The organism is Companilactobacillus sp. RD055328 (assembly GCF_022835675.1).
Taxonomy (GTDB): Bacteria; Bacillota; Bacilli; order Lactobacillales; family Lactobacillaceae; genus BQUT01.
The window spans coordinates 400067-426115 of sequence record NZ_BQUT01000005.1; the positions used below are offsets into that span (position 1 = coordinate 400067).

28 protein-coding genes and 1 riboswitch are annotated in these 26049 nt (G+C 32.9%); of the genes, 5 read left to right on the forward strand and 23 right to left on the reverse strand.

Going from position 1 to position 26049, the window contains the following annotated elements:
* Positions 1–5: 5 nt before the first annotated feature.
* From mraY to mraZ, 5 genes are read right to left on the reverse strand one after another with little or no spacing between them, the layout of a single operon-like run.
* Positions 6–968 (reverse strand): phospho-N-acetylmuramoyl-pentapeptide-transferase, encoded by a 963-nt coding sequence (gene mraY, locus RD055328_RS04090; protein ID WP_244087530.1) that lies wholly within the window; start codon positions 966–968, stop codon positions 6–8.
* Between the two features lie 19 nt (positions 969–987).
* Positions 988–3159, reverse strand: coding sequence for a penicillin-binding transpeptidase domain-containing protein (locus RD055328_RS04095; protein WP_244087531.1), 2172 nt, complete (start codon positions 3157–3159; stop codon positions 988–990).
* The gene (gene ftsL / locus RD055328_RS04100) at positions 3159–3533 is read right to left on the reverse strand and encodes a cell division protein FtsL (RefSeq protein WP_244087532.1); all 375 of its coding nucleotides are present in this window, start codon (positions 3531–3533) and stop codon (positions 3159–3161) included. Before ftsL ends, RD055328_RS04095 begins: the two co-directional genes overlap by 1 nt.
* A 14-nt stretch (positions 3534–3547) precedes the next feature.
* The gene (gene rsmH / locus RD055328_RS04105) at positions 3548–4492 is read right to left on the reverse strand and encodes a 16S rRNA (cytosine(1402)-N(4))-methyltransferase RsmH (protein ID WP_244087533.1); all 945 of its coding nucleotides are present in this window, start codon (positions 4490–4492) and stop codon (positions 3548–3550) included.
* Between the two features lie 8 nt (positions 4493–4500).
* Entirely contained in the window at positions 4501–4932 is a 432-nt protein-coding gene (mraZ, locus tag RD055328_RS04110; protein ID WP_244087534.1) for a division/cell wall cluster transcriptional repressor MraZ, read from the reverse strand.
* 228 nt (positions 4933–5160) lie between these two features.
* Here mraZ and RD055328_RS04115 point away from each other — a divergent pair, with 228 nt between their 5' ends.
* Positions 5161–5271 (forward strand): DUF4044 domain-containing protein, encoded by a 111-nt coding sequence (locus RD055328_RS04115; protein ID WP_244087535.1) that lies wholly within the window; start codon positions 5161–5163, stop codon positions 5269–5271.
* Positions 5272–5331: 60 nt separating this feature from the next.
* Here RD055328_RS04115 and thiT read toward each other — a convergent pair whose 3' ends face one another.
* From thiT to RD055328_RS04165, 10 genes are all read right to left on the reverse strand, one after another.
* Positions 5332–5910 carry an energy-coupled thiamine transporter ThiT gene (thiT, locus tag RD055328_RS04120; protein WP_244087536.1) on the reverse strand — a complete coding sequence of 193 codons (579 nt, stop codon included), beginning with the start codon at positions 5908–5910 and terminating at the stop codon, positions 5332–5334.
* Positions 5911–5948: 38 nt separating this feature from the next.
* Positions 5949–6046, reverse strand: a riboswitch (TPP riboswitch).
* 69 nt (positions 6047–6115) lie between these two features.
* Complete coding sequence (gene mreD / locus RD055328_RS04125; protein WP_244087537.1) at positions 6116–6664, reverse strand: rod shape-determining protein MreD; 549 nt, start codon at positions 6662–6664, stop codon at positions 6116–6118.
* A complete protein-coding gene (mreC, locus tag RD055328_RS04130) occupies positions 6664–7521 on the reverse strand; it encodes a rod shape-determining protein MreC (RefSeq protein ID WP_244087538.1) in 858 nt (285 codons plus the stop codon). Before mreC ends, mreD begins: the two co-directional genes overlap by 1 nt.
* A 54-nt stretch (positions 7522–7575) precedes the next feature.
* The gene (locus tag RD055328_RS04135; RefSeq protein WP_244087539.1) at positions 7576–8574 is read right to left on the reverse strand and encodes a rod shape-determining protein; all 999 of its coding nucleotides are present in this window, start codon (positions 8572–8574) and stop codon (positions 7576–7578) included.
* 96 nt (positions 8575–8670) lie between these two features.
* Positions 8671–9327, reverse strand: a complete 657-nt coding sequence (radC, locus tag RD055328_RS04140; RefSeq protein WP_244087540.1) for a DNA repair protein RadC — start codon at positions 9325–9327, stop codon at positions 8671–8673.
* A 25-nt stretch (positions 9328–9352) separates the two neighbouring features.
* Entirely contained in the window at positions 9353–10621 is a 1269-nt protein-coding gene (locus tag RD055328_RS04145) for a folylpolyglutamate synthase/dihydrofolate synthase family protein (protein WP_244087541.1), read from the reverse strand.
* A gap of 42 nt (positions 10622–10663) precedes the next feature.
* Positions 10664–13306, reverse strand: coding sequence for a valine--tRNA ligase (locus RD055328_RS04150; RefSeq protein ID WP_244087542.1), 2643 nt, complete (start codon positions 13304–13306; stop codon positions 10664–10666).
* Between the two features lie 318 nt (positions 13307–13624).
* The gene (gene thiI, locus RD055328_RS04155) at positions 13625–14842 is read right to left on the reverse strand and encodes a tRNA uracil 4-sulfurtransferase ThiI (protein ID WP_244087543.1); all 1218 of its coding nucleotides are present in this window, start codon (positions 14840–14842) and stop codon (positions 13625–13627) included.
* Between the two features lie 11 nt (positions 14843–14853).
* Positions 14854–15999 (reverse strand): cysteine desulfurase family protein, encoded by a 1146-nt coding sequence (locus RD055328_RS04160; protein ID WP_244087544.1) that lies wholly within the window; start codon positions 15997–15999, stop codon positions 14854–14856.
* Between the two features lie 77 nt (positions 16000–16076).
* Entirely contained in the window at positions 16077–17771 is a 1695-nt protein-coding gene (locus RD055328_RS04165) for a septation ring formation regulator EzrA (protein WP_244087545.1), read from the reverse strand.
* 317 nt (positions 17772–18088) lie between these two features.
* Between RD055328_RS04165 and rpsD the strand changes: the two genes are divergently transcribed.
* Complete coding sequence (rpsD, locus tag RD055328_RS04170; RefSeq protein WP_244087546.1) at positions 18089–18697, forward strand: 30S ribosomal protein S4; 609 nt, start codon at positions 18089–18091, stop codon at positions 18695–18697.
* A gap of 53 nt (positions 18698–18750) precedes the next feature.
* On the opposite strand, the gene RD055328_RS04175 is transcribed toward rpsD, so the two are convergent.
* Entirely contained in the window at positions 18751–19320 is a 570-nt protein-coding gene (locus RD055328_RS04175; RefSeq protein WP_244087547.1) for a DUF1054 family protein, read from the reverse strand.
* A gap of 60 nt (positions 19321–19380) precedes the next feature.
* On the opposite strand from RD055328_RS04175, the gene RD055328_RS04180 reads away from it, so the two are divergent.
* From RD055328_RS04180 to RD055328_RS04190, 3 genes are all read left to right on the forward strand, one after another.
* Positions 19381–20655 (forward strand): replication-associated recombination protein A, encoded by a 1275-nt coding sequence (locus tag RD055328_RS04180; protein ID WP_244087548.1) that lies wholly within the window; start codon positions 19381–19383, stop codon positions 20653–20655.
* 265 nt (positions 20656–20920) lie between these two features.
* The gene (locus RD055328_RS04185; protein ID WP_244087549.1) at positions 20921–21205 is read left to right on the forward strand and encodes a hypothetical protein; all 285 of its coding nucleotides are present in this window, start codon (positions 20921–20923) and stop codon (positions 21203–21205) included.
* A gap of 113 nt (positions 21206–21318) precedes the next feature.
* Positions 21319–21792, forward strand: a complete 474-nt coding sequence (locus RD055328_RS04190; protein WP_244087550.1) for a universal stress protein — start codon at positions 21319–21321, stop codon at positions 21790–21792.
* A 17-nt stretch (positions 21793–21809) separates the two neighbouring features.
* Here the strand turns inward: RD055328_RS04190 and RD055328_RS04195 are convergent, their stop codons facing one another.
* The 7 genes from RD055328_RS04195 to RD055328_RS04225 all read right to left on the reverse strand — a co-directional run bounded on the left by RD055328_RS04195 (position 21810) and on the right by RD055328_RS04225 (position 25982).
* Complete coding sequence (locus RD055328_RS04195; protein ID WP_244087551.1) at positions 21810–22649, reverse strand: helix-turn-helix domain-containing protein; 840 nt, start codon at positions 22647–22649, stop codon at positions 21810–21812.
* 130 nt (positions 22650–22779) lie between these two features.
* Positions 22780–23073 (reverse strand): glycine cleavage system protein H, encoded by a 294-nt coding sequence (locus RD055328_RS04200; protein WP_244087552.1) that lies wholly within the window; start codon positions 23071–23073, stop codon positions 22780–22782.
* Between the two features lie 15 nt (positions 23074–23088).
* Positions 23089–24297, reverse strand: a complete 1209-nt coding sequence (locus RD055328_RS04205) for an FtsW/RodA/SpoVE family cell cycle protein (protein WP_244087553.1) — start codon at positions 24295–24297, stop codon at positions 23089–23091.
* Positions 24298–24309: 12 nt separating this feature from the next.
* Positions 24310–24528, reverse strand: a complete 219-nt coding sequence (locus tag RD055328_RS04210) for a DUF2969 family protein (RefSeq protein WP_244087554.1) — start codon at positions 24526–24528, stop codon at positions 24310–24312.
* Positions 24529–24542: 14 nt separating this feature from the next.
* Complete coding sequence (yidD, locus tag RD055328_RS04215) at positions 24543–24794, reverse strand: membrane protein insertion efficiency factor YidD (RefSeq protein ID WP_244088141.1); 252 nt, start codon at positions 24792–24794, stop codon at positions 24543–24545.
* 8 nt (positions 24795–24802) lie between these two features.
* On the reverse strand, positions 24803–24988 hold the full coding sequence (locus RD055328_RS04220; protein WP_244087555.1) for a DNA-directed RNA polymerase subunit beta: 186 nt from the start codon (positions 24986–24988) through the stop codon (positions 24803–24805).
* Between the two features lie 13 nt (positions 24989–25001).
* Entirely contained in the window at positions 25002–25982 is a 981-nt protein-coding gene (locus tag RD055328_RS04225) for a rod shape-determining protein (protein ID WP_244087556.1), read from the reverse strand.
* Positions 25983–26049 lie beyond the last annotated feature (67 nt).

Consider the following 26049-nt stretch of genomic DNA (forward strand, 5'->3'; position numbering starts at 1 on the left):
CGTTCCTATAAGTAATTAAGTAAATATATCGCTGAACAAATCATTCCAAATATCCAAAAAACAATATCAATTTTCCATTCACTCCAACCAAGCATTTCAAAGTGATGATGAATTGGTGTCATTTTAAATATGCGACGATGAAATAACTTAAATGAACCCACTTGTAACATTACACTGGCTGTTTCGATAACATAGACTAATCCGATTAATAATAATGACCACGGACGCTGTAGAATTAAAGCAATTGCAGCCAAACCGCCACCTAGGGCAAGTGAACCAACGTCACCCATAAAAATCTTAGCTGGCTTATGATTATAAAAAATAAATGCTACTAAGCCACCCACAACTGACCAACATACTAGTGCAATATCCATTCGATCTTGACTCATGGCCATCAATGCATATGTTCCATAAGAAATAATTCCTAACCCAGAAACAAGACCATCTAAGCCATCGGTTAAATTCACTGCATTAGAAAAACCTACTAGCCAAAAAATTGCAAACAGAGTAAAAATAATCAGAGAGTTAGTATTACCGATAAATGGTATATAAAGATTAGTTGAAAATCCTTCATGATTATAGGCAAACATAAAAATCAAGCCCACTAAAATTTGGCCTGATAATTTTTGCCAAGCACGTAATCCTAAATTTCTTTTCATACTAACTTTGATAAAATCATCCCAAAATCCTAATATTCCAAATAAGACTATCACTGCAGATACAATAATTAATGGCAATGAGAATAACCCTTTAACAAGTCCCACCCAAATATTAGTTATAAGGATACCAATGATAAAAATCAACCCACCCATTGTTGGTGTCCCTGATTTTTTCAAATGCCATTTAGGTCCTTCTTCGCGAATCTGTTGACCTTCTTCGTGCATTCTTAAGTAGCCTATAAATAATGGTAAAACCATGACTGTAATTGAAAAACTACTTAATAATGGAATTAATATATCTGCTAACATTCTTACTCCTCTTTAATAATTACTTATCTTTTAAATTAACATTTATTTCTTTTGTTTCTGTTAATGATGTTCCCTCAGCGACACTTTGTGAAACTACATAACCAGAGCCAGATATTTTAATTTTCTTTCCGGTTATCTCAGATAGTTTCAATACATCACTCTTTGACCATCCAGTTATATCTGGCATTGTCATCGCTCCATTGGTCATTAATACAACTTTTTGATCTTTTAACATCATCTCATTTGCTCGTGGTAATTGCTGTACAACTTCACTACCTGTACCAATAACAACGGGTGTTAACGAATTATCACTAAGTTTTTTCTTAGCATCATCCAATGATTGACCTATTAAGTTTGGCACATGAATTTGATTGTCACTAATATTTTGATTTTCAGCTTCAATTGTTGTATCGCTCTTCATTAATCTTAATGCCAATGGGTTAAAAATTTCAGATAATATCGTTTCAGCTGGTTTCGTCATATTTTGAGGTTGTTTCATTGTTATGTAAACAAGATATTTTGGATTATCTGATGGTAATATTCCCATAACGGAAAAAATATAGTTACTATTACCCGTTAAATATCCACCGTTTGGCGAAGCAATCTGTGCAGTACCAGTCTTAACTCCCAATTTATATCCGGGAATTTGATATGACTGACCAGAACCATATTTTTTGTAGACAACATCTTCCATAGCAGATAAAACTTGTTTAGCCGTCTTTTTAGAAATTGGTTGTCCAACATTTTCTTTCTTTGTTTTCTTTGTTTTTCCAGTATTAGGATTATAAATCTTATCCACAATATATGGTTTTACCATTTCACCATCATTAGCTATGGCCGAAACCGCCTGTAACATTTGCATATTATTAACATTAATACTTTGTCCAAAGGATGTCATAGCTTGATCACTTTTATTTTCAAATTGAATTTTACCAGTAGACTCATTTGGTAACTCAATCCCAGTTTTTTTAGCTAAATGGAATTTCTTTAAATATTTATCCCATGTATCCGCACCCATTTGTTGTTCTAAATTGACCATACCTACATTACTAGAACGTGGAAAAGCTTGATTAAATGGTATCGTTCCCCATCCTCGTCCATTCCAATCACTAATAGTTCTATCGGCTACTTCTATCTTACCGGAATTATAGAACCCGTCAGGATCGTAGTTACCAGAATCAATTGATGCAGAAAGAGTTAAAATTTTCATAACTGAACCAGGTTCAAACTGATCTTCAACTTGTGTATTTCGCCAACTATTATTTATTCCAGCTAAAGTGGTGGGATTAAAAGTTGGACGTTGTGACATTGCCTTAATTGCGCCACTCTTCGAATCCATTACAACCGCTTGTAATTGCAATGGTTGATAATTAGTTTGAATTTGCGACATTAATATTTCTAAGTAGTCTTGCATTTTAGTATCCAAAGTCAAATACACATCACTACCATTTTGCGACTGTTTAGTAACAACCTTGGTCTCAGGAAGTTCAGCACCTCTACTATCAACTTTAGATATTTTTTCTCCATCGGTTCCTTTTAATGTCTTATTAAAATACTGTTCAACTCCCATGATACCTTCAATTTTTTGAGTATCATTCACATCTTCTTTATTAGAAATCTTCGTAATTCCCACCAAGTTAGTAGCGAAAACTCCATTTGGATACGATCTTGAAGGTGTTTTTTCAAATGCAATCCCCGGTAATTTTTCTTTTTCAATTTGATCCTTCACGTGTAGTGATAAATTTTTACCAGCAGTACCAAACTCAACTTGAAAAACTTTTTTATTTGGAGTTAAATATTTTTTTATTTCATTTTCACTAAGTGATAAATATTTACTTAGTACTTGTGCGGTTTTATTCTTATCTACAACATAATTGTCTTTCCCATTTTTATCTTTGTTTTGCTTATCTAATATTGCATAAATAGAAAATTCGCCAGCATCTGCGGCTACTACATCACCGTTATCGTCATAAATATTCCCACGTTTAGCAACTAATGAACTTTTTTTTGTATATTTAAACTTGGTTCGATAATCTAAATTTTCTCCTTTTGCTTGTCCAGTTATTGCAATTCTAGCAAAATCAAAAATGAATACAAAAAAAACAAGGGCAAAGATAACCGTTAATATTCTTGCAAATAATTTACGATTTTGTTTTGCTCTTGAATTTTTACTTTTCTTATTATTACTCATTATTTCGTAACATTCCTAACATTATTGTCGCTCAACGTCATCCCATGTGCTTGAGCATATTCTGTTAGTCTCTGAGAACTAGTCAGCTCACCAACTTCTTGCCTTAAGTCAACATTCTTACTTGTAATCGTGTCGACCGAAGTATTAACTTTTTGCAATTGTTGTTGAGATACAGTGATTGATACTTTCACAGAAACCAAAGCAATCATTAATGCCATTGTAACAAGTCCCAAGGATGCTAACAATAGTCCTTCCACTCGAGAAATAGGAACTCGTTTTACTCGCGATTGTTTCTCTGGTTCCTGTTGTCTTTTTGGCTGTTGGATTGTTTGTGGTTGTTCGTAAAGTTCAAAATCTCTCGCTGTATTATTCATACCTAATTCCCCATTTAGTTATTAATCTTTTCAACTACCCGCAACTTTGCACTATGTGCACGATGATTGTCCTCTTGTTCATCATCCGTTGGTAAGATAGGTTTTCTACTTATCATTTTTAAGGTTGGCTTGAGATTATCCGGAATAACCGGTAAACCTCGTGGAATTTCCACTTCTGAAAATTCCTTAAACATTTGCTTAACAATTCGATCTTCTAAAGATTGAAAAGTTATCACACAGATTCTTCCATCTACATTCACTAAATCAATTGCATCTTTTAGCGATTTTTCTAATGATCCCAATTCATCATTTACCGCTATTCTGATTGCTTGAAATGATTTCTTTGCCGGATGCCCGCCTGTTCTTCTAGCTGCTGCCGGAATTGAATTCTTAACCAAATCAGCCAACTGAATTGTTGTTTCTATTGGTTTAATTTCTCTTTGACGTTCAATTTCTCTAGCAATCCTTTTAGCAAACTTTTCATCTCCATAACGAAATAAAATTCTAACTAAGTTTTCATAGGTCCATTCGTTAACGATTTTATATGCATCTAATTCTTGATTTTGATCCATTCGCATATCTAATCTAGCTTCATTTTTATAACTAAACCCGCGCATTGGATCATCGAACTGCGGAGATGAAACCCCCAAATCATAAATAATTCCATTAACTTCAGTTATTTCCAATTTGGCTAACTCTGATTTGATATTTTCAAAATTACTTTTAATCATAATCAATTCATTGTTAGATGCTTCTTTAACTTCTTGTGCTAATTTCTCACCTTCAGCAATGGCCGTATTATCTCTATCAAAAGCGATAACTCGACCACCATCTAATTGGCTCAAAATTTTTCTGGTGTGTCCACCACGACCAAAAGTCATATCTACATAAGTTCCAGTAGGAAAAGTGTTTAAGTATTGAACTGTTTCTTCTAATAAAACTGTTGTGTGCTCAAACATATTAGCTCCTATAAATCAAAATCCATCATTTTTTCAGAAATTTCGTCGAAGTTTTCTTCGGCTTCTTTACTGAATTCATTCCACTTATCTTGATCCCATATTTCAATACGATCAGAAACTCCAACAATCACACAATTCTTACTTAGCTTTGCGAAATCCATTAAAGTTGATGAAATATTGATTCGACCTTGTTTGTCAATTTCCGCTTCTGTTGCCGATGAATAAAAGAATCTAGTGAATGCACGAGCATCTTTTTTAGTTAGGGGTAACTTGTCTAGTTGTTCTTTTATCTTGCTCCATTGGTCATTTGAATATCCGAAGAGGCAGCCATCCATACCACGTGTTAAAACGAAATTATCGCCTAAGTTTTGTCTAAACTTTGCTGGAACGATAACCCGACCTTTCGCATCTAAGGTATGTCTATATTCGCCCATGAACATCCAAATCACCCCCCTTTTGTTCTTTCGACAACTACAATATTACCACTATCCACCACTTCGTACCACCTAATTTCCGAAAAAATATTATTTTTATAAAAAAAACACTAAAAACCCTGTATACATAAGGATTTTTAGTGGTGGTTTTCAGTGGAGGAATATCCCCAATTATTGATTGTTTTTTTTGAATGCAGTAAAATGCATTTATTAATTATCAAGGATGTGGATTAAGTGGATAAAAAACCTAGTAAACTTACAAAAATAACAAAGGTTGTTGTTTGGTTAATGTTATTTGTAACATTATTTGGAATTGTTTTTGGTGCAGTTGCTGCACTTGTATAAAACAAAAAAGCGTAAAAGTTTGTGATTACAAACTTTTACGCTTTTTTGTTTTATATTTTTTTATTTAGGTAATAATAATCTTTTAAATGAAGAAGATAACAATAATGAAATTACAATTACTAAAATAATATTTGCTACAGCACTTCCACCATTGACAATCAATGACCACATCCATGGATTCATGCCTTTAGGAGCATAAGCTCCCCAATAATATCCTCCAGCAATAAAATGCATAAAATACTTACCTAAAACTCCTAGTGATCCAAAAAGAATTACCGGTATGATTACATTTTTTTTATGACGAAGATTATTTTGCACTAAATTACTACCTAATCCTGCTATGCCAATCAAAGCAAAAGCAATGAAATACTCAATGAATCCTTGTAATGGGTTCAATACTCCACCATTACCAAGTCCTCTTAAAATTAAATCTAACATTCCCCATGTTAAACCAGCTAAAGTTGCAGGTCCAAAACCTCTTCGAAATCCAAAGACAGTAACGGGTACTAGTCCATAAGAGAATTCAACTGCTGAAACCCCCGTTGTATGTGGCAAATAAGTTAACGCCATAGCAAAAGCAACAATAATCGCCCCTTCTACTGTAACTTGTAAAGCACTGTTTCCTCGTGTTTTTTCCATAAAAAAACTCCCTTCGTGACTAGTCATCACAAAAGGAGTGTACACTCCACACAAATCCCTACGCTTGTATTAACAAACAGGTTCTAAGGGTCAGACTTTAATCTTTCTCAGCCAAATGGCTCCCCCTTTGTGAGACTAATATTCAATTTATATAACACTCTAAAACTAAACCATTGAATAAAAAAAATCAAGTACTAACTTACTTTTAAAACAATTGTTTTCTCATTTCAATAATTTTATCAACTAAGAAAGTTAACGGTATATATAGAATAACAAACGCAATAATATTAAAAAATAACGTTGGCCACATCACAAAAGTTATAAAGTCAATAAAGTTGAAAATTACCGATCGAAAAACTGATCCAAAAGTAAAAATAATAAAACGAATTGTAAGTAGCGCTATTATATACGTAGTAAATTCAAACAAAAAAGTGTCAGGAATTACGTTTTTGATAAAGTGTACTAAATAAACTATTAATGGAAAAAGAACTAAATACACTCCAAAAATCCCCATGTAATAAATATCATAGAAAAATCCAAAGATGAGTGCATAAATTATCAGTTCCTGTTGCTTTTTGAATCTAAAAGCCATTGTAATAAACAATAATAATAATATCTGTGGCAAGCCGTTATTATTGTTATTATTTAAGAAATCTAAATGATACTTTAGAATTCCGTCCATATAAAAAGCAAACATCAAGACCCAAAATGGTGAGCTTTGTTTAAGAAAAATAAAAAATCTTCTCTTTGTCATTAACCTTCACCCACGCTTCTATCAATAGCAGTAACAATTGTGAAATTAGTTAAATTAGTAGCTGGTTTCAAATAAATAACATTAGATAAGCCATATTCATCTTTTTTAACATTAATTACTTTTCCAATATATAACCCACGTGGTGTAATTCCACCCAAACCAGATGTTATAACTTTTTGTCCAGGTTTCACATCTTTTATAGAATTAACTTGGCTCATGATTAAAACACCTGAATCTGCATTATAGCTAGAGATAACACCATTAACATCAACAGAATCGGATTGAATCTCAGCCGCAAATCGATTACTTAAACTATTCTGTGAAGAAATTAATTCAACTTTTGAATTCGTCTTATTTACTTCTGATATACGACCAACTAATCCCGATCCTGACATAACTGGCATATTCTTTTTAATACCATTATTTGAGCCGCGGTTAATAGTTAAATAACTTTGCCAGTCACTAGGAGATCTTGTAATTACAGAAGCAGTTATCTTTGTGTAATCTGTTAGAGTATCATTTAATTCTAATTGTTTTTTTAAATCCTTATTCTCACTTTTAACCGTATCTAATTGAACCTTATCTTGACTATAACTTTGCAGCTTAGATTTTAATCGTTTATTTTCATTATAAGTATCAAAGAGATTAGATGCATTGTCACCTATTTGATTAATACCATTTATAGGAGCAGTAAGAACACTTCCAATTAATCCAACAGAATCATTACCAATCTGTTGAATTAAAGGAGGTGTATTTTTTTTATCTCTTATATTAATAGAAATGGCGATTAGTCCAAAAGTCAAAATCACAGTAACCATTAAGACTATCAATTTTTTATTTGAGAAAAACTTGTTCATCCTTAGCTCCTAGTTAAAACGAATTAAAAAAGCAGGTTTTTAACCCGCTCATAATTAATGACGTCTGATTACATCAATATTTTTAAGCGATTCACCGGTTCCAATTGCTACACATTCTAGTGCATCTTGAGCAATGAATACAGGTACGCTTGTTTCATCTGAGATTACTTCAGCTAAATCACCTAATAATGCTCCACCACCAGTTAACACAATACCATGATCGATAATATCAGCGGCAATTTCAGGAGATGTTTCTTCTAATGTTTCTTTGATAGCTTGAATAATTTCAGCTACATCTTCTTGAATTGCGCGTGCTGCATCAACAGCGGTTAACTCAATAGTTTTTGGTAACCCAGTCATTAAATCACGTCCACGAACTGAGATAGTTTTAGTTGCATCAGCTTTTTCAATTGAAGACGAACCTATTTCCATTTTAATAGTTTCAGCTGTTCTTTCACCAATCAGCAAGCTGAATTGTTGTCTCACATAAGAGATAATTGAGTCGTCAAACTTATCTCCAGCAACTCGTATTGATCTTGAAGATACAATACCACCTAAAGCGATAGTAGCAACATCAGTTGTACCACCACCTATATCAACAACCATACTACCAGTTGGATCCATGACAGGTAATCCTGCACCGATTGCAGCTGCAAATGGTTCTTCAATAACATAAGCTTCTTTCGCACCAGCATGTTGAGTTGCCTCAACAACAGCGCGCTTTTCAACTTCTGTAACACCTGAAGGTACACACACCATAACAAAAGGTTTTCCAGATCCCATAACTTTTTCTAAAAAGTATTTCATCATAGAAGCAGTTGTATCATAATCGGCAATTACACCATCTTTCATTGGACGAATCGCAACGATACTTCCAGGTGTTCTACCAATCATTTCACGAGCTTCTGAACCAACAGCAACTACTTCACCAGTCTGTGTGTTTTTTGCGACAACTGAGGGCTCGTTTAATACGATACCTTTACCATCTACATAAACTAATGTGTTTGCTGTTCCTAAATCAATTCCTACGTTTCTTGCGCCAATTCCAAACAAAATATATCGCCCCTTAAATTGTGTAATAGATTAGAAAGATTATATCATAAATTCTTTTAAAAAATCATTCTATATTTGTCTCTATCGGCTATTTTCCTACATTACCCCTTCTTCCTTCAAGCTTAAATAAGAATCTTTACCAATTATTAAGTGATCTAGTAATTCACACCCCATTACTTCACCACATTTTAATAATCGATTAGTAAATTCCATATCGTGCTCAGACACCGATAGAACACCGCTCGGATGATTATGAGCAATGATAAATTTAGATGCAGATAACTGTAAACATCGTTTAAAAATGTCTCGCGGATGTACCGTGGCAGAATTCAATGTTCCCTTGAAAACATTTTCTAATTTTATTACCTGATTTTTAGTATCAAGATATAAAATTACCACATTTTCTTGGCTAATACCTGCAAATTTCTGCACTAATAATTCTCCAACTTTTTTACTGGAAGTTATTTCCTCATATCTAATTGTTTTAGAATTTTGAACTCTTTTTCCAAGCTCTATTGCGGCTTTTATTTCTACGGCTCTGCACTTCCCCAAACCATTTACTAATTGCAAGTCATCTAACGTTGAAAAATCTAAATCGTAAAAATTTGGATATCTCAACAATAAGTCATATGCTATTTCATCCACTGAATGACATTTGTTACCGGACCTTATTAAGAGTTTAACCAATTCAAAATTTGTTAATCCCTCTACACCAAATTTAATGGCCGTTTGTCTTACATCGATTGTAATCACCTCAACAAGTAATTACGCAAAATAATTATTTTTTGTTGAAATAATTCAAGACAGTTGAAGTAAAGTGAAGTGAGCCCGTTATTACCAATATTTGATTACTACTTTCAGTGATGAATTTATCAATATAATTTTCCCACTTACTATCAAATGACATATTTACTACATCAGATTCTTTCAAACTGCGATTTTCGGCAAAAGTTGTCAAAGTTATGACATCACTCTTTTGTTCGAAAATTTTTATTACTTTGTCAAATTCTTTGTCCTTCATCATGGCCACTAAAAATTTCACATTTTTTTGAGGATAAAAATCATTCAGCGATTTCACTAATGCTCTTGCGGCAGGTTCATTATGTGCCCCATCTAAAATCACTAATGGTTCCTGGTTAACAACTTGCATTCTAGTTAGAACTTGAACTTGCTTCACAGAATCTTTAATTAATTGAAAATCTACAGTTTTATTTTTCTGATTTTGATATTTGATAAATACTTCAATTGCAACTGCGACATTTTTAATTTGATAATTTGCAATACTTGAAAGGCTTATATCGGTAATTTTGTTATTTTTATCTACATAATCAAACGTATATCCATAACGATCTTTTTTTATATTATTGATATAAAAATCTTTTGTTAATCGATACACCTCAGAATGTTCTTGTTTTGCTTTTTGTTCAAGAATAGGAACTAACTTCTTCTCAACATCCCCTAAAATTACTATACTATCTTTTTTAATAATCCCTGATTTTTCACGGGCAGTATCTTTTAGAGTAGGACCAATTAAAGCTTTATGATCCATCCCAATATTATTAATAACTGAAATCACCGAATTAACAACATTAGTCTTATCATGGCTACCACCAATACCAACTTCAATAACAGCCACTTCAACGTTTTGTCGACTAAAATAAAGCAATCCTAGTACAGTAACAAATTCAAACTCAACTAAGAAAAAGTCTGAATCAAGACTTGCTACTTTATCCTTTATTTCATTTATCAGATGCAGTAAATCTGCATCATCAATAAATTGATCATTTATTTGAAAACGTTCTTTGAATTCTACAATATATGGTGAAGTAAACATCCCTACCTTATATCCTGAATTAATTAGCATCTTATCCGTATAATGTGCCACTGATCCCTTACCATTGGTTCCAGTTATATGTATGACTTCATATTCATCTTGGGGATTATTAAATTCAGTCAGAATTTTTTTCATGAAATTTAAATCAGAATTCTTATGGGTTTTAGGTAAGCTGTGTATGTAAGCAATACCTTCTTTAATATTATTTATCATAGTTTAGTTATAACAAAAAAAGCCTGCTTTCGCAGGCTTTTTTTATTTTTGTAATTGATCAATACGTTCTTGAACTTTTTGTAGACGTTCTTGATAATCAATTAATTTTTCTTTTTCTTCATTAACGACTGCTTCTGGTGCTTTCGCAACAAATCCAGCGTTAGATAGTTTTTTATTAACGCGGTCAATCTCTGATTGCATCTTTTTAAGTTCTTCTTGTTGACGACTAATTTCTTCATCAATATTAATTAACTCAGCTAATGGAACATATACTTCAGCCCCATTAATAACAGCCGTCATTGCTAATTCTGGTGCTTTTGCATCAAGACTAATTTCCAGATCCTTAGGATGTCCGAATCTATCAATATATTCAGTATTATCTTCTAAAGTAGCTTTAATATTTTCATCAGCTGCTTTAATAATAATATCAACTTCACTTGATAATGGTGCATTAGCATCTGAACGAATCTTTCTAATTGCCTTAATTAATTCAATTAAGATTGTCATTTGATCATTAGCATCATTGTTTTCGAATTCAGTATGTACTATTGGATATTCTTGCAGTGAAATTGATTGTCCAACATGTTCCATACTCAACCAAATTTTTTCAGTAACAAATGGCATAATCGGATGCATCAATTTCAAGATTTGATCTAATACATAAGCCAATACATAACGTTTGTGGGCTTTAGCGGCTTCATCTTCACCATTAAGAGTTGCCTTACTCATTTCGATATACCAATCACAGAAATCATTCCAGATAAAGTTATACAAATTACGACCAACTTCACCAAAATCAAAACGTTCATATAGGTCTGTAACCTCAATAACAGTATCGTTCAACTTAGCTAATATCCAGTCATCAGATAAGTCATTTTGACTCATATCAGGAATCTCAGTAACTGCTGGAGTATCTTCCAAATTCATAATTACGTAACGACTAGCATTCCAAATCTTATTGATAAAATTCCATGCAGAATCCATCTTATCGTAACTGAAACGAGTATCTTGACCAGGTGTAGAACCATTCATCAAGAACCAACGTAATGCATCAGCTCCGTATTTTTCAATGATTTCCATTGGATCAATACCGTTACCCAATGACTTACTCATCTTACGTCCTTGTTCATCACGGATTAATCCATGGATAACAACATTTTCAAATGGTCTTTCATCAGTAAACTTCAGACTTTGGAATATCATTCTTGATACCCAGAAAAAGATAATATCATATCCTGTAACTAAGGTATTTGTTGGGAAATAACGTTTGAAGTCTGCACTTTCAGTATCCGGCCAACCCATTGTAGAAAATGGCCATAGAGCACTTGAGAACCATGTATCAAGAACATCGTTTTCTTGCGTCCAATTTTCAATATCTTTAGGTGCTTCTTCACCAACGTAGACTTCACCAGTTTGTTTGTGATACCAAGCCGGAATTCTATGTCCCCACCATAATTGACGAGAGATAACCCAATCATGAACATTTTCCATCCATTGGTTATAAGTGTTTTCAAAACGGTCAGGAACAAAGTTTACTCGATCATTTGTTTTTTGATTGTCCATAGCTGCCTTAGCTAAAGGTTGCATCTTAACAAACCATTGAGTTGAAAGACGAGGTTCAACTTGAACACCTGAACGTTCTGAATGACCAACACTATGAACCATTGGTTCAACTTTGATTAAGAATCCTTCACTATCCAGGTCCTTAACCAATTGCTTACGCGCATCAAAACGATCCATGCCATTGTACTTACCAGCACGTTCATTCATTGTTCCGTTATCGTTCATAACATTAATACGTTCTAGATCATGACGATTACCAACCTCAAAGTCATTAGGATCGTGAGCTGGTGTTATCTTAACCATCCCTGTTCCAAATTCCATTTCAACATGGTGATCAGCAATAATTGGAATCTTACGATCTGTAAGTGGCAAGATTAATTCTTTACCAACTAAATTTCTATAACGTTCATCTGATGGATTAACTGCAACTGCAGTATCTCCAAACATTGTTTCAGGACGAGTTGTAGCTATTTCAATATCACCACTACCATCAGCAAATGGGTAACGAACATGATAGAATGCCCCTTCATCATCTTGATGAAGAACTTCAATATCTGATAAAGCAGTTTGTAATTGTGGATCCCAATTAATTATGTACTCACCGCGATAAATTAATCCTTCTTCATACATTTTAACGAAGACTTTACGCACCGCTTTTGATAAGCCTTCATCAAGAGTAAAACGTTCACGATCGTAATCTAATGATAGGCCTAATTTACCCCATTGAGATTTAATTGTTGCAGCATATTCATCTTTCCAGTTCCAAACTTCTTCAACAAATTTCTCACGACCCATTTCATGACGGTCTTTGCCTTCTTTTCTCAACTTAGCTTCAACTTTAGCTTGAGTTGCAATTCCAGCATGATCCATCCCTGGTAAGTATAAAGTATCGAACCCTTGCATTCTTTTTAGTCGAACTAATGTATCTTGGATTGTTGTATCCCAAGCATGCCCTAGATGAAGTACTCCAGTAACATTGGGTGGTGGGATAACGATTGAATATGGCTTAGCTTCTTTATTTCCTGACGGTTTGAATACACCGGCATCAAGCCATTTCTGATAGCGACCATTTTCAACATCAGTTGGATTGTATTTTGAATCCATGTTTACTTCTTTAGTCATAGTTCCTCCAGTATGAGACGTAATCTTTATATCAACTTACGTCAATTATATTTTTCTATAGAATAAAAAAATCGTCCATGTCTTTACGACATAGGACGATTTCTTCGTGGTACCACCTAAATTTAAGAGTACTTAAATATACTCTCCTCAAATAGTTAACGGTATCCCGATCGTATAGATAGCTCACAAGTAACATTCTTATATTCGTTGGATGTTTTCACCAGCCACATCTTCTCTAATCAACGGGAACAATAAGAACCTCTTGGTCTCAGCCTTTAATAGAATACTAATGTAATTAATGCTTACAGTCAATATTTATTAAAGTAAATCACTAATTTCTTCATCTTTTTCATCTAGGAAAGTTTCATTAGGCATAACTATTGTTTCTGTTACTCCTGCTAATGATCTTTGTACTAAGCCATCAATATCTAACTCTGATTCAAACTTAATTGCTTTTTCTAAATTAGGACGAGTCTTGGGACTTGGTGGAGCAAAAACTGTACAGCAGTCTTCATATGGTTGTACAGATAAATCAAACGTGTCGATGTCTTCCGCAATTTTGATAATTTCCGTCTTATCCATATTAGACACAGGACGTAAGATTGGCGTATTTGTTACTTCGTTAATTGCCACCATGCTTTCTAATGTCTGAGAAGCTACTTGACCTACAGCTTCACCATTAAAAATAGCTAAACCATCATTATTTTTTCTAATCAAGTCAGTCAATCTCATCATAAAACGACGTTGAATAGTCATCAAGTAACCTTCTGGTAATTCAGACTTGATAGTTTCTTGAATTTCAGTAAATGGTACCGAAATGAACTTAATTGGACCTGAGTATGCGGCTAGCTTCCCTGTTAACTCTTTTGCTTTCTTCAAAGCATTTTCACTTGTATATGGAGGACTGTAGAAATGTACCATTTCTAATTCAACTCCGCGCTTCATTGCTAAGAATCCAGCAACCGGTGAATCAATTCCACCTGATAACATTAGTTCAGCTTTCCCAGCTGTCCCAACAGGCAAGCCTCCGGCTCCCTTAATAACTTGATTAGATAGATAAATTCCGTCACCGCGAACTTCGACTAATAGTTTGATATCTGGTTTACGCATTTCTACAGCAATTCCAGGGATTTCAGTATATATATAATCGCCAAGCTGTAAGTTAATTTCATTGGTATCTAACTCATAATTGTGGTCAGAACGCTTAGTATTAACCTTAAAGGACATCCCTTCAGTATAAATTTCTTTCATCATTTCTAAAGCGACTTTTTTAACCTCTTCAAAGTCTCTTGAAACTTTTATACTAGGAGAAAATGTCTGAATACCAAAGACTTTCTGTAATCGACTCATTACTTCTTTGTAATCGGCTCCATTTAATTGAATATGCATACGATCACGATGAGGACGAATGCTTAGATTATCAATTCCGTTTAATACTTTAGTTACATTACCGTTTAGACGACTGATAAAGTCCTTACGATTCTTTCCTTTTGTTGATAGCTCGCCGTAGCGAACCATTATTTCTGTATAATTCATGAATTCACCTATTAATTTAGTATTTGAAAATGGTTATAAATTTCATCAAGAGCATTAATGAATAATAACATTTCTTCTTTCGTATTTGTATCATCTAAACTCACACGAACAGCGCTAGTTGCAATATTTTCTGGTACTTGCATAGCTTTTAGTGTTCCTGATTCCACACCTTTTTTAGATGAACACGCACTAGTAGTTGAAATATAAATATCATATTCTTCAAAAGCATGTACTATTGTTTCTCCACGTACACCATGTAAAGCGAAACAAATTATATTTGGTGCATATTTATCAGTAACTGGAGAAAAAATAGTAACGTTATTCATGTCTTCTAAATGATCAACTAACATCTTTTTAAGTTCTAATTGTTGCTTAGCACTACTATCTTCATGTTCTTTTAGCATTCTTAAAGCCTTAGCCATAGCCGCAATAGCTGGCGTATTCTCTGTTCCACTACGTTGACCTGCTTCTTGACCACCACCAGTCATAAAGTCTTCTATTCGTTTACCTTCTTTATAGTAAACAAATCCGACTCCTCGTGGTGCATGAAATTTATGACCAGAAAACGTCATGAAATCTACTCGATCATTCATATATTGATCTTCTAAATTTTTACCAATAGCTTGTACGGCATCGACATGAAAATGAACAGTTGGATATTCTGTCAGGATTTCTGATATTTCATTGATTGGTTGAATAGTACCTATTTCATTATTAACGGCCATAATAGAAACTAAGATTGTGTCTTTTCTGATTGCTTGTTTCACATCTTCAGGACGCACAAAGCCGTTTTTATCAACAGGCAAATACGTTACTTCATAGCCTAATTTTTCTAATTGTTTAACGGAATTAATAACTGCAGGATGTTCAATAGAAGTCGTGATAATGTGCTTACCAAATACACGTTTTTCCATTGCAGTTCCCTTGATAATCCAGTTATTTCCTTCAGTTCCACCACTAGTAAAAAAAATTTCTGATGGTTTAACTTTTAATAGCTCTGCTATTTGTTGACGAGATGATGTTAGTAACTGAAAAGCTTTTTCACCATATTTATGCAAACTAGATGGATTTCCATAAAAATCCGTACTAACTTTATTATATGTATTTAATACTTCAGAATTGACTTTAGTCGTCGCACTGTTATCGAAATAAATCATTATTATTACCACCATTTCAAATAAAAAAGCCGTTAAACGGCTTTTTAACTTTTAATATCATATAACATTTTGTCAATTTAATCATCCATTGATGCTTTTAGTCTTTCAATTGATCCGGGTTCAATTACTTCTAAAGCAGTTGCAATTGTCTTAAAGGCTTCATTATATTCAAAACGTTGATCATATAAACGACGAGCTTCTATAGAAGCCGCATTGATATTTTCATCATTATTAATGTAACGATTAGCATATTGGATTGCACGTTCAGATATTCTCACATCATAAATAAGTTCTTTAGTTTTTTGATCTAAGTTATTTAGATCTTCTTGCACAATTATTAATTGTTTAGAAATATCATCAATATTGATTTTATCTTGACTAAGCTTATCTTGTAACCTATCAATCTCTGTAGCTACCATCTTAAAGTAATCTAAGTATGATTTTGGTAAACCACGTAAACGCATTTGATCAACAATATTCTTTTGTTTCTTCATATCGTTTCTAAAGGTTTTAATACTAACACGTGCGACTCGTTCACCATCAAACATCTCTTGTACATCGTTATGTATTTGACGTTGTTTTTCTTCAATCTTTGTTAATTCACTTGTTATTTTTTCGTACTCACTTAGAACTTTCGAATAAATAACGCTACTCTTACTAATCTTTTCAGCTATATCTTCATAATTTTCACTAAGATTAAAGATTTGTTTTTTAAAATTGCGTGCTGTATCTAATTCGTCATTTAAAAGGACATAATTACGATCAACTTTTTCTAGATCTGTTACTAATACTTCATTTTGTCGTTGTGCATGTTGTAAAAATTCAAATACCGGATTACTTTGTTTTGTTACTTTGATTTTTGCATTACTTTCAGATTCAAGTAAGTCGTATAGTTGATCGATCTCAATAGCGATTGCCTTATTATCAATTTCTACTGATGAAAAATCAAAAACGCCTAATTTTTCTTTTGCACTTCCAATGGCATTGGTAACTTGCATTACCCCATCTTCAATTCCTGGCTCATTAAAAGCAAATTTTTGTGCTTTCATTTTATTATAAACGTGTTCAATTTCTTCAATTTGACCAGGAAATGTATCAATTAAGTCTTGATATAAGGGTTCAGTTTTTTTCATTTGATAATCAATTATATCGGTTTTCTTTTTGATATCTTCTAATAGATTTTTAGCTTCTAAATGATCCCCACTTTCAGTTAGAGCCTTTTCTTTATCAAATAATTGTTCAACTTCTACTAATTCAGCTTCTAAACTAGAAGCAGCTGGGCCATATACAAAAGACTTAGTTAATAATTGTTTTCTAATTTTTTGGTATTTATTTTGCAAACTATCATTTTGAGAAGCATTAATTTTTGTGCTCTCGGCTAAACTAGCCAGATTAGTATTAGTCTCATTCAATTGTGCTTTAACATTATCAATTATTTGAAATTGCTTTTTAATTTTATTATGTGAGCTAATAATCTTAAAACTAGAGTTATTTTCTTGAATTAATTTAATATCTTCATTGATAGAAGGAATAATTTCATCAGCAATATTTTGGTAAGTCTGTTTTTGCTTTTCGTAGCTTCTAAGACTAGCCCCAGTTTGTTGAACATCTTTTAAATCGTCAATTAATTTTTGAGTTTTATTTAATTTGATGAGGTCAACACGTTCTTGTGCCTCAATTAGATTTTTTTCATTCTTATTTGACATGTACCAAATAACCGTAATCAATACGATTAATAGTATAATAACAGCAATAAAAATATTTAATAACACGGTTTCCACCTCAATCTTATAATTCCATCCTATTAATTATAACAAATGATATTAAATGTATTGTTTTTATAAGCGGTTACTTAAGGAAGTTTTAAAAATTAAGAGCTATAGTTATTGACTATATCTACATTTGTCGGTATGATAGTCCTTGTGTAAAATAATGCAGCGATAAGTGGCAAGCTCGTCAACAGTTCAATGCGTAATAGCTCAATTGTGTAACCTGCGGCTGCAAAGGTGAAGATTGAAATGAGAACTGAACGAATGCTGAACTTGTTATTAATTTATTTTACTCCAAAAAAAATTGGAGGACATTATATATGTCAAGATATACAGGACCAAGATGGAAATTATCACGTCGTTTAGGAATTTCACTTTCAGGTACAGGTAAGGAATTAGCACGTCGTCCTTACGCTCCTGGACAACACGGACCTAACAGTCGTGGAAAAGTTTCTGAATATGGTATGCAACTTAAAGAAAAACAAAAACTACGTTTCATGTACGAATTGAATGAACGTCAATTCCGTAACTTGTTCGTTCGCGCCGGTAAAATGGACGGACTACATGGTGCTAACTTGATGATTCTTCTTGAAACAAGACTTGATAACGTTGTTTATCGTTTAGGCTTGGCTTCAACAAGACCTCAAGCTCGTCAACTTGTTAACCATGGTCACGTCTTAGTAGATGGCAAACGTGTGGATATTCCTTCATACGAAGTAAAACCTGGTCAAACAATTTCTCTAAGAGAAAAATCAAAAGACTTAACAATTGTTAAAGAAGCTCTTGAATCAGTTGTTGGTCGTCTAGGATTTGTTAGTTTCGACGAAGCTACAAACTCTGGTTCACTAGTAAGATTACCTGAACGTGAAGAACTAAATCCTGAAATTGACGAATCACTTGTCGTTGAATTCTACAACCAAATCCTTTAAGATTTGGTTATCAAAAAAGACATCCAACTTGGATGTCTTTTTTTGTACCCTTTCTAAATATTATATTCAGAGAAGATATCAAATATAATTGAATAATCTTTTTCCATCGTTTGATAGTTAAACGAATCCTTAGAATATCTAAAACCAATTACTAAATCCTTATTTTTAGTTCTCAAGTATTTGTCTAATGAATGCTGTAAACTCTCTTCAGTTAATTCATTCATCGCACTTGTAGTATGGTCATTAGATATTTGTAATTTTTCATTATAAAGTTTCAATGTTTTTAGCTTATCAACAACCAATTGTCTATCATCAATTTCTGCTAAAAATGATAAGTTCAAATAAAAACTCTCAGGCCACAAACCAATTTCAATGTGTGGCAATGCTTTATACCCTCTTTTATTAGTGCTAATTGCAAACCAAGTATCTGGTGGTGGGTTTTTGTGCCGACGAGCATGCTTAGCTACATGAACATATAATTGTTCATCAAATTGAGGTTGATATTTTTTTATAAGTTCCTCACCTATGATTTCAAATTTAGGATCAATTATCTCTCTTATCTTTTTTAATCGTCCCTCTAATGTTGGATCATCAAAAACTTTAAAGTCATTTGAATTGAACATCTTTTACCTCTTTGCCATTTACTGTTACTATTAAGATAACGAAATTTAAGGAGTATTACAATGCAACAGCCTCTTGCATATAAAATGAGACCCAAAACAATAGACGATATTGTCGGTCAAGAACATTTAGTGGGTCCCGGTAAAATCATTCGTCGCATGGTTGATGCCAAACTCTTATCATCAATGATTTTATATGGACCACCTGGAATCGGTAAGACCAGTATTGCCAGTGCTATTGCTGGTAGTACAAAATATGCATTCCGCACTCTTAATGCCGCAACCGATGGCCAAAAAGAATTAAAGATTATTGCTGAAGAAGCAAAAATGAGCGGGACTGTAGTTTTATTATTAGATGAAATTCATAGATTAAACAAAACTAAACAGGACTTCTTATTACCCCTATTAGAGCAAGGGTCCATTATTTTAATTGGTGCAACAACTGAAAACCCTTATATTAATATTAGTCCTGCCATTCGTTCTCGTACTCAAATTTTTGAACTATATCCATTAAACGAACACGATTTAGAAAAAGCTGTTAAGCGTGCCTTAGTAGATAAAGAAGTCGGACTTGGAGAGTTAAATATTGAGTTAGACGATACCGCCATGAAACTTTTAGTCACTTCCACAAACGGTGATCTTAGAAGTATCTTGAATGGCCTAGAGCTAGCTGCTAAGTCAACTAACCCAAACGAAAAGGGCATAATCCATCTTACTCTTGAAATTATTGAAGAATCGATTCAACGTAAGGCATTAACTGCTGATAAAGATGGTGATGGGCATTACGATGTCATCTCTGCTTTTCAAAAATCAATTCGCGGAAGTGACACTAACGCAGCCTTACACTATATGGGACGCTTGTTAGAAGCAGGCGACTTAGTTTCTGTTGTACGCCGGTTAACTGTTTGTGCGTATGAAGATATTGGATTAGCTAATCCGCAAGCTTGTGCACGTACTGTAGAGGCTACGCAAGCCGCCCTATCTTTAGGATTACCTGAAGCAAAAATACCTTTGGCAGTTGCAGTTATAGATTTGTGTCTTAGTCCAAAATCAAATTCAGCGATGACTGCCATTGATGCCGCAATGAGTGATATCCAATCTGGAAAAACTGGCAACATCCCGGACCATCTCAAAGACTCACATTACAAAGGTGCAGAAAAATTAGGTCATGGTGTTGGCTATAAATATCCTCATAATTACCCTAGCGACTGGGTAGCTCAGCAATACTTACCAGACAATATAAAAGATTCCTTATATTATGAACCAAAAGACACTGGTAAATATGAACAAGCACTTAAACAACAATATAAAAAATTAAATAACATACATATTGATTGATTAAGGGCATTACTATTGATACTATAATGGTATAAATACTTGAATGAGCGATAGGCATTCATCTTAGTTGACTGAACACTTATAACTTGTCCTTGGATACTACACATTACTATGAGCATACTTTTGTGCAAAGAAGTGATTAGTAATGGGGCATCCTAATTCTTTAACTTAAAGCGGGGACAACTACTAGATGCTAAACGTCATTTAAAGTGTTTTAGCGGTTCTATATGAACCGCTTTTTTATTTAAATTTGAAGGAGAAATATATGTTAATCAGTATTCTAATGCTGCTATTTTCATTTTTGATGTTTGGTATCGCCTACTACTTACTAAAACACACTAATGAGCCTTTTGTACAAATAGCACAAGAGAATTTAATTCAATACAAAATCACAACAAGAGCAATTTCAATATTATTTTTAATAACAGCCGTCTTTAGTTTTATAACTGTCTTTTTAGACAATAAAACCTTAAGTCTATCTGCCCTACTATTTGGTAGTATCTGCGCTGCTTATTACGCAATATTCATTTCAAATAAAATTAATATCTAATAAAAAAGCGAGAATCATACAAAAATGATTCTCGCTTTTAGATTTTAAAAAACTTGTGAAAAAATTTTCTAGTGGTTACAATGTAGTTAAGAAAAGCAAACGAGGTGATTACTATGTTACAACAATACAAAAGTATTTTAGTCCCTATCGATGGATCTTTTGAAGCTGAATTAGCCTTCAGAAAAGCTATGGAAGTCGCAAAAAGAAACAAAGCTAGTCTTCACATTCTTCATGTAATTGATACAAGAGCATTCCAAAGTGTCTCAAGTTTTGATTCTGAGATGGTAGAACAAGTAACACAAAAAGCTAAAGAAACAATTGATGGTTATGTAAAAACTGCAAAAGATGCAGGGATTTCAGATGTTGAATCTACCATTGAATATGGTGCTCCTAAGTCAATCATTTCTGAAGAATTTCCTAAAAAAACTAATATTGATTTGATCATGATTGGTGCAACTGGACTTAATGCCGTTGAACGTCTACTCATTGGATCAGTTACAGAATTTGTTACAAGAACTGCTAAATGTGATGTTCTGGTAGTAAGAACCGATCTTGATAATAAAAAACCAGAAAAAAAGGATGACTAAAGTCATCCTTTTTTTATTCAATTCAATTCAATATTCAGTTCGTTTGTTATTTTTTTAGCTTGTTGATTTATATTGTCATTATTTCTAATTGAACTAATCACATATGCCGCCATTGCCGCAAATTTATCATTCTCTAATTGCGCTAAAGTTATATAAAAATTATCTAACAAGAAATATGATTCTCGTTTATTAGATTCTACTATACCCTGTTTAGCATACGACAAAGCTTTTTTATTATTACCTAGTTTAATAAAAATCTCCGAAATATTCTTAAAAATTAGTACTCTATTAATCGAAAAACCATTTTTTTCAAAGTTATTAGATTGAATAATCATTTCAGCTTGATCAGCATAAATTTGGGCCTCTTCTAAAGCATCTTTAGCCAAGTATGCTTCACTAATGAATAAATTTATTAATACGTCATATATATCATTTACTCTAGAAGTGGCATTAAACGCACGTGTATAAATAAAAATTGCTTTGTCGTAATTTTTGTTTAATTTTAATTCTAAATATGCCTTAAAGTAATAATATTGACGAAGCTCTTGATTATTAACTAATTTCTTCTCATCAATTTTATCAATATTTTCTTTTAATTCATTTAAATCAGAAGCATGAAGATTTTTTTCGGCATTCTTTAAGATACCACTAACTAAATTACTATCTTCAATGATTACCGAATCAATACTAAGTTCTAGTCGATCACAAATACTTATTAGAATCTCCATACTCGGTACTTTATTCTTTTTTTCTATTAAACTAATTGTTGCTTGAGTACATATTTCATCAGCTAATTCACTTTGTGATAATCCTATTAATTTACGTCGAGCTTTGATTCTTTCTCCCGAGATTTTCATATTCCGGTTTCCTCCAGATCAATTACACAACAGTACACCTAATAAATAAACTATCGATTAATTCTCTCAAAAAAAACGCTTCGACATTATCTTATATCTGATAGTATCAAAACGCTAATTTATATACAAACTACTTCTTTTCTAACTTAACAAGCCATGTATCATTATCATAGATACTTTCAGGATTATCTTCAACATCACTATTTGTTTCAATAATCTTTGAATCTAACGGCATTTCAAGCTCTACTACGGCTTTTTTAGCTTCAACAGAAGCAAACATATCACCTTTATTCAAACTCTTATTAGATTCTACAATATCGACAAATTTGACATCTCCCAATGCTTCTTTTGCAGATGCTTGAAGTCCAACAGTATAATAATTATCTTCTTCTGTAATTTTTAAATATTCTGAATCATTAGTCATAAAAATAACCTTCTTTTATTTAAAAGTCTTAGTATCACCAAACATATAACTCTTATAATGATACCTCATTGACATTATTAATCCAATTCCTATCATATTTCCTAGTAAGGCAGATCCACCCTGAGAAATGAATGGTAGTGGAATACCAGTCAATGGAAGTAATCCTATACTCATACCAATATTTTCAAAAACATGGAACAGAATCATCATGATTACCCCTGTTGATACATACGCATAAAATTCGTTCTTAGTGTCAAATGTAACTCTAATCATTTGATATATAAGTAAGAAATAAATAAATATTAAAGTACAAGCTCCAATGAAACCAAAATTTTCTCCAATAACGGAAAAAATCATATCTGATTCACGAACTGGTACAGTAACATCAACATTGTTAAATCCCTTACCTACCAGTTGCCCTGATCCAATAGCTTTCATATTCTGCCATAATTGATATCCATTATTTGAAGTGTCTTGTGATGGATTAAGCCATGTATCAACACGTGCAAATTGATACGCTTTGAAACCAAAGTTCTCTAAAAACTTACGTCCATTATCCGTTATAACGAGGATTAATGCTCCACCACCTATAAAACCTGCACCTAGTCCAGCTGTTAAAATGATTTTCCAATCTATTCCTGATACCAAAAACATACCACCAAGAATAGCAATAAAAACTAACATAGTCCCAAAGTCATTTTGCAATTTTAATAATACTAATACTGGTATTGACCAACTAAGCATTTTTGCAATTAAAATCATATCACTTCTAAAACTGTGTAAACTATATTCATTATTATGTACTGTAATTACTTTTCCCAACATTAATATAAATGCCGGTTTCATTACTTCCGATGGCTGAAATGTTAATGGTCCTAGTGCAAACCAACTTTTAGCACCTGTTTTAGCAGCATACGCTCGACTATATAAAAATAAGACTAATATAAGAAGAACAATCCCAGTCCAGTAGGCAACCGTAGCTAATTTCCATAAGTCCTCAGCATCAAATTGCATAATAAATGCAATCATACCTGCACCAATTACATACCAAACTAATTGTGTAATTAACATCTTCACCGGTGAAGTTACCGCTTTATCGTGACTAGCCGCAACATAAATGGAAGCTAGTCCTATCAATGCCAATAACATGACCGACAAGATAATCCCATAATCTATTCTAGAATCATCATCTTTTGGGGATTGTTGTCGATTACTTTTATCCATAAATAACCTCTATTAATGATTGTGTAAATTATATTGAAGTATCAATTCATTAATTGCTTTATCCAAATCTTTGCTGGATTTAAGTGAATCAGTACCATTCAAAACATAATCATACTTATCTGAATTTTTAGTAATTCTACCAATTAAGTATTTTGATTCCCATAGTTCATACTCAATATCTTTTTTTATTTCTTTTAATTCAACTTCTCTTGGCTTGTTCTTTTTTGACAATGTGTTCTCCTAAATTACGTTTGATAAGGACGTTTATTTCTAAAGATTGTAAATTTATCTGGAACCGGATCAAAGCCAGTCTTATTAAATGGATTGCATCTAATTATACGAGCCACACCCATAATTAATCCAAAAAATATCCCATGCTTTCTCAAAGAGTCAATCATATAATTAGAACAAGTTGGCTCAAATCGACAGTGTGGTCTTGTATATCTACTAATATTTCTTTGATAAAAAACAACCAATGAAATCAATATTTTTTTAATCATGGTTTTTAATGTAAAAATCCAAAGAAATGGCTCCATGCTGGTGGCCAAAAAATTAGAAATGGATTAGAACTTCCCATAAGTGATCCAATCATTAAACCAACAATCATTAAAATAAAAAACCACATAATAATTCGTTTAAATGATTTAAACCTTTTATTTCTGTAATCTTTACCATACTCTTCGTTGCGCATTAAAAATCCACCTCTATTTTTTGTTAATGTGTTCTAACAAAATTCCTGTTCCTAAAGCCACTGAATCTAGTGGATCTTCTGCAAGTAATACTGGAATTTGTAATTCTCTAGCAAATAATTTGTCCATCCCTTTGAGTAATGAACCACCACCAGTAAGCATAACACCACGATCAATAATATCAGCCGCAAGTTCAGGAGGAGTAACTTCTAAAACCCCTTTTGTTGCTTCAATAATTGCTTGCAGTGATTCATGTAATGCTTCTTCAGCTTCAACTTCATTAATAGATACTTCACGAGGTAATCCTGTCATCAAATCACGTCCGCTTATAGGAATAACAACACTTGCATCTGGTTCAAAAGCAGATCCGACTTGTTTCTTAATGGTTTCAGCTGTACGTTCACCAATCATCAAGTTATGTTTTTGTTTAACATAAAATTGAATATCTGAATTCATCTTATCTCCGGCTAAACGTAATGAATTGCTTGATACAACTGAGCCCATTGAAAGAACAGCAATATCACTTGTTCCACCACCAATATCAATAACTAAGTTACCTTGTGGTTTAAATATATCCATACCAGCTCCAACAGCAGCAACCTTTGGTTCAAGTTCAAGATAAACTTGTTTGCCACCAGCTTTTTCAGCAGCCTCAATAATTGCACGTTGTTCAACAGAAGTAACATCAGCAGGACAGCAAATCATGATATTAGGCTTTGAGAATTTGCTTCTTACTTTTAATTTATCAATAAAATAAGTCAACATACTCTCAGTAGTTTTAAAATCAGAAATGACACCGTCTTCAAGTGGACGAATAACTTGAATGTTTCCTGGTGTTCTTCCCACCATTTCATAAGCTTCTGTACCAACAGCAACTACTTCATTATTACTTGTATTTACTGCCACAACAGAAGGCTCATTCAAGACAATTCCTTCACCTTTTATATTAATTAATACATTAGCCGTTCCTAAATCAATCCCAATATCCTTTGCCATTAACTGATCCTCCTAAATATTTCTAACTACAAAATTATATCACAAAATGCATTATTCATAACCTAAT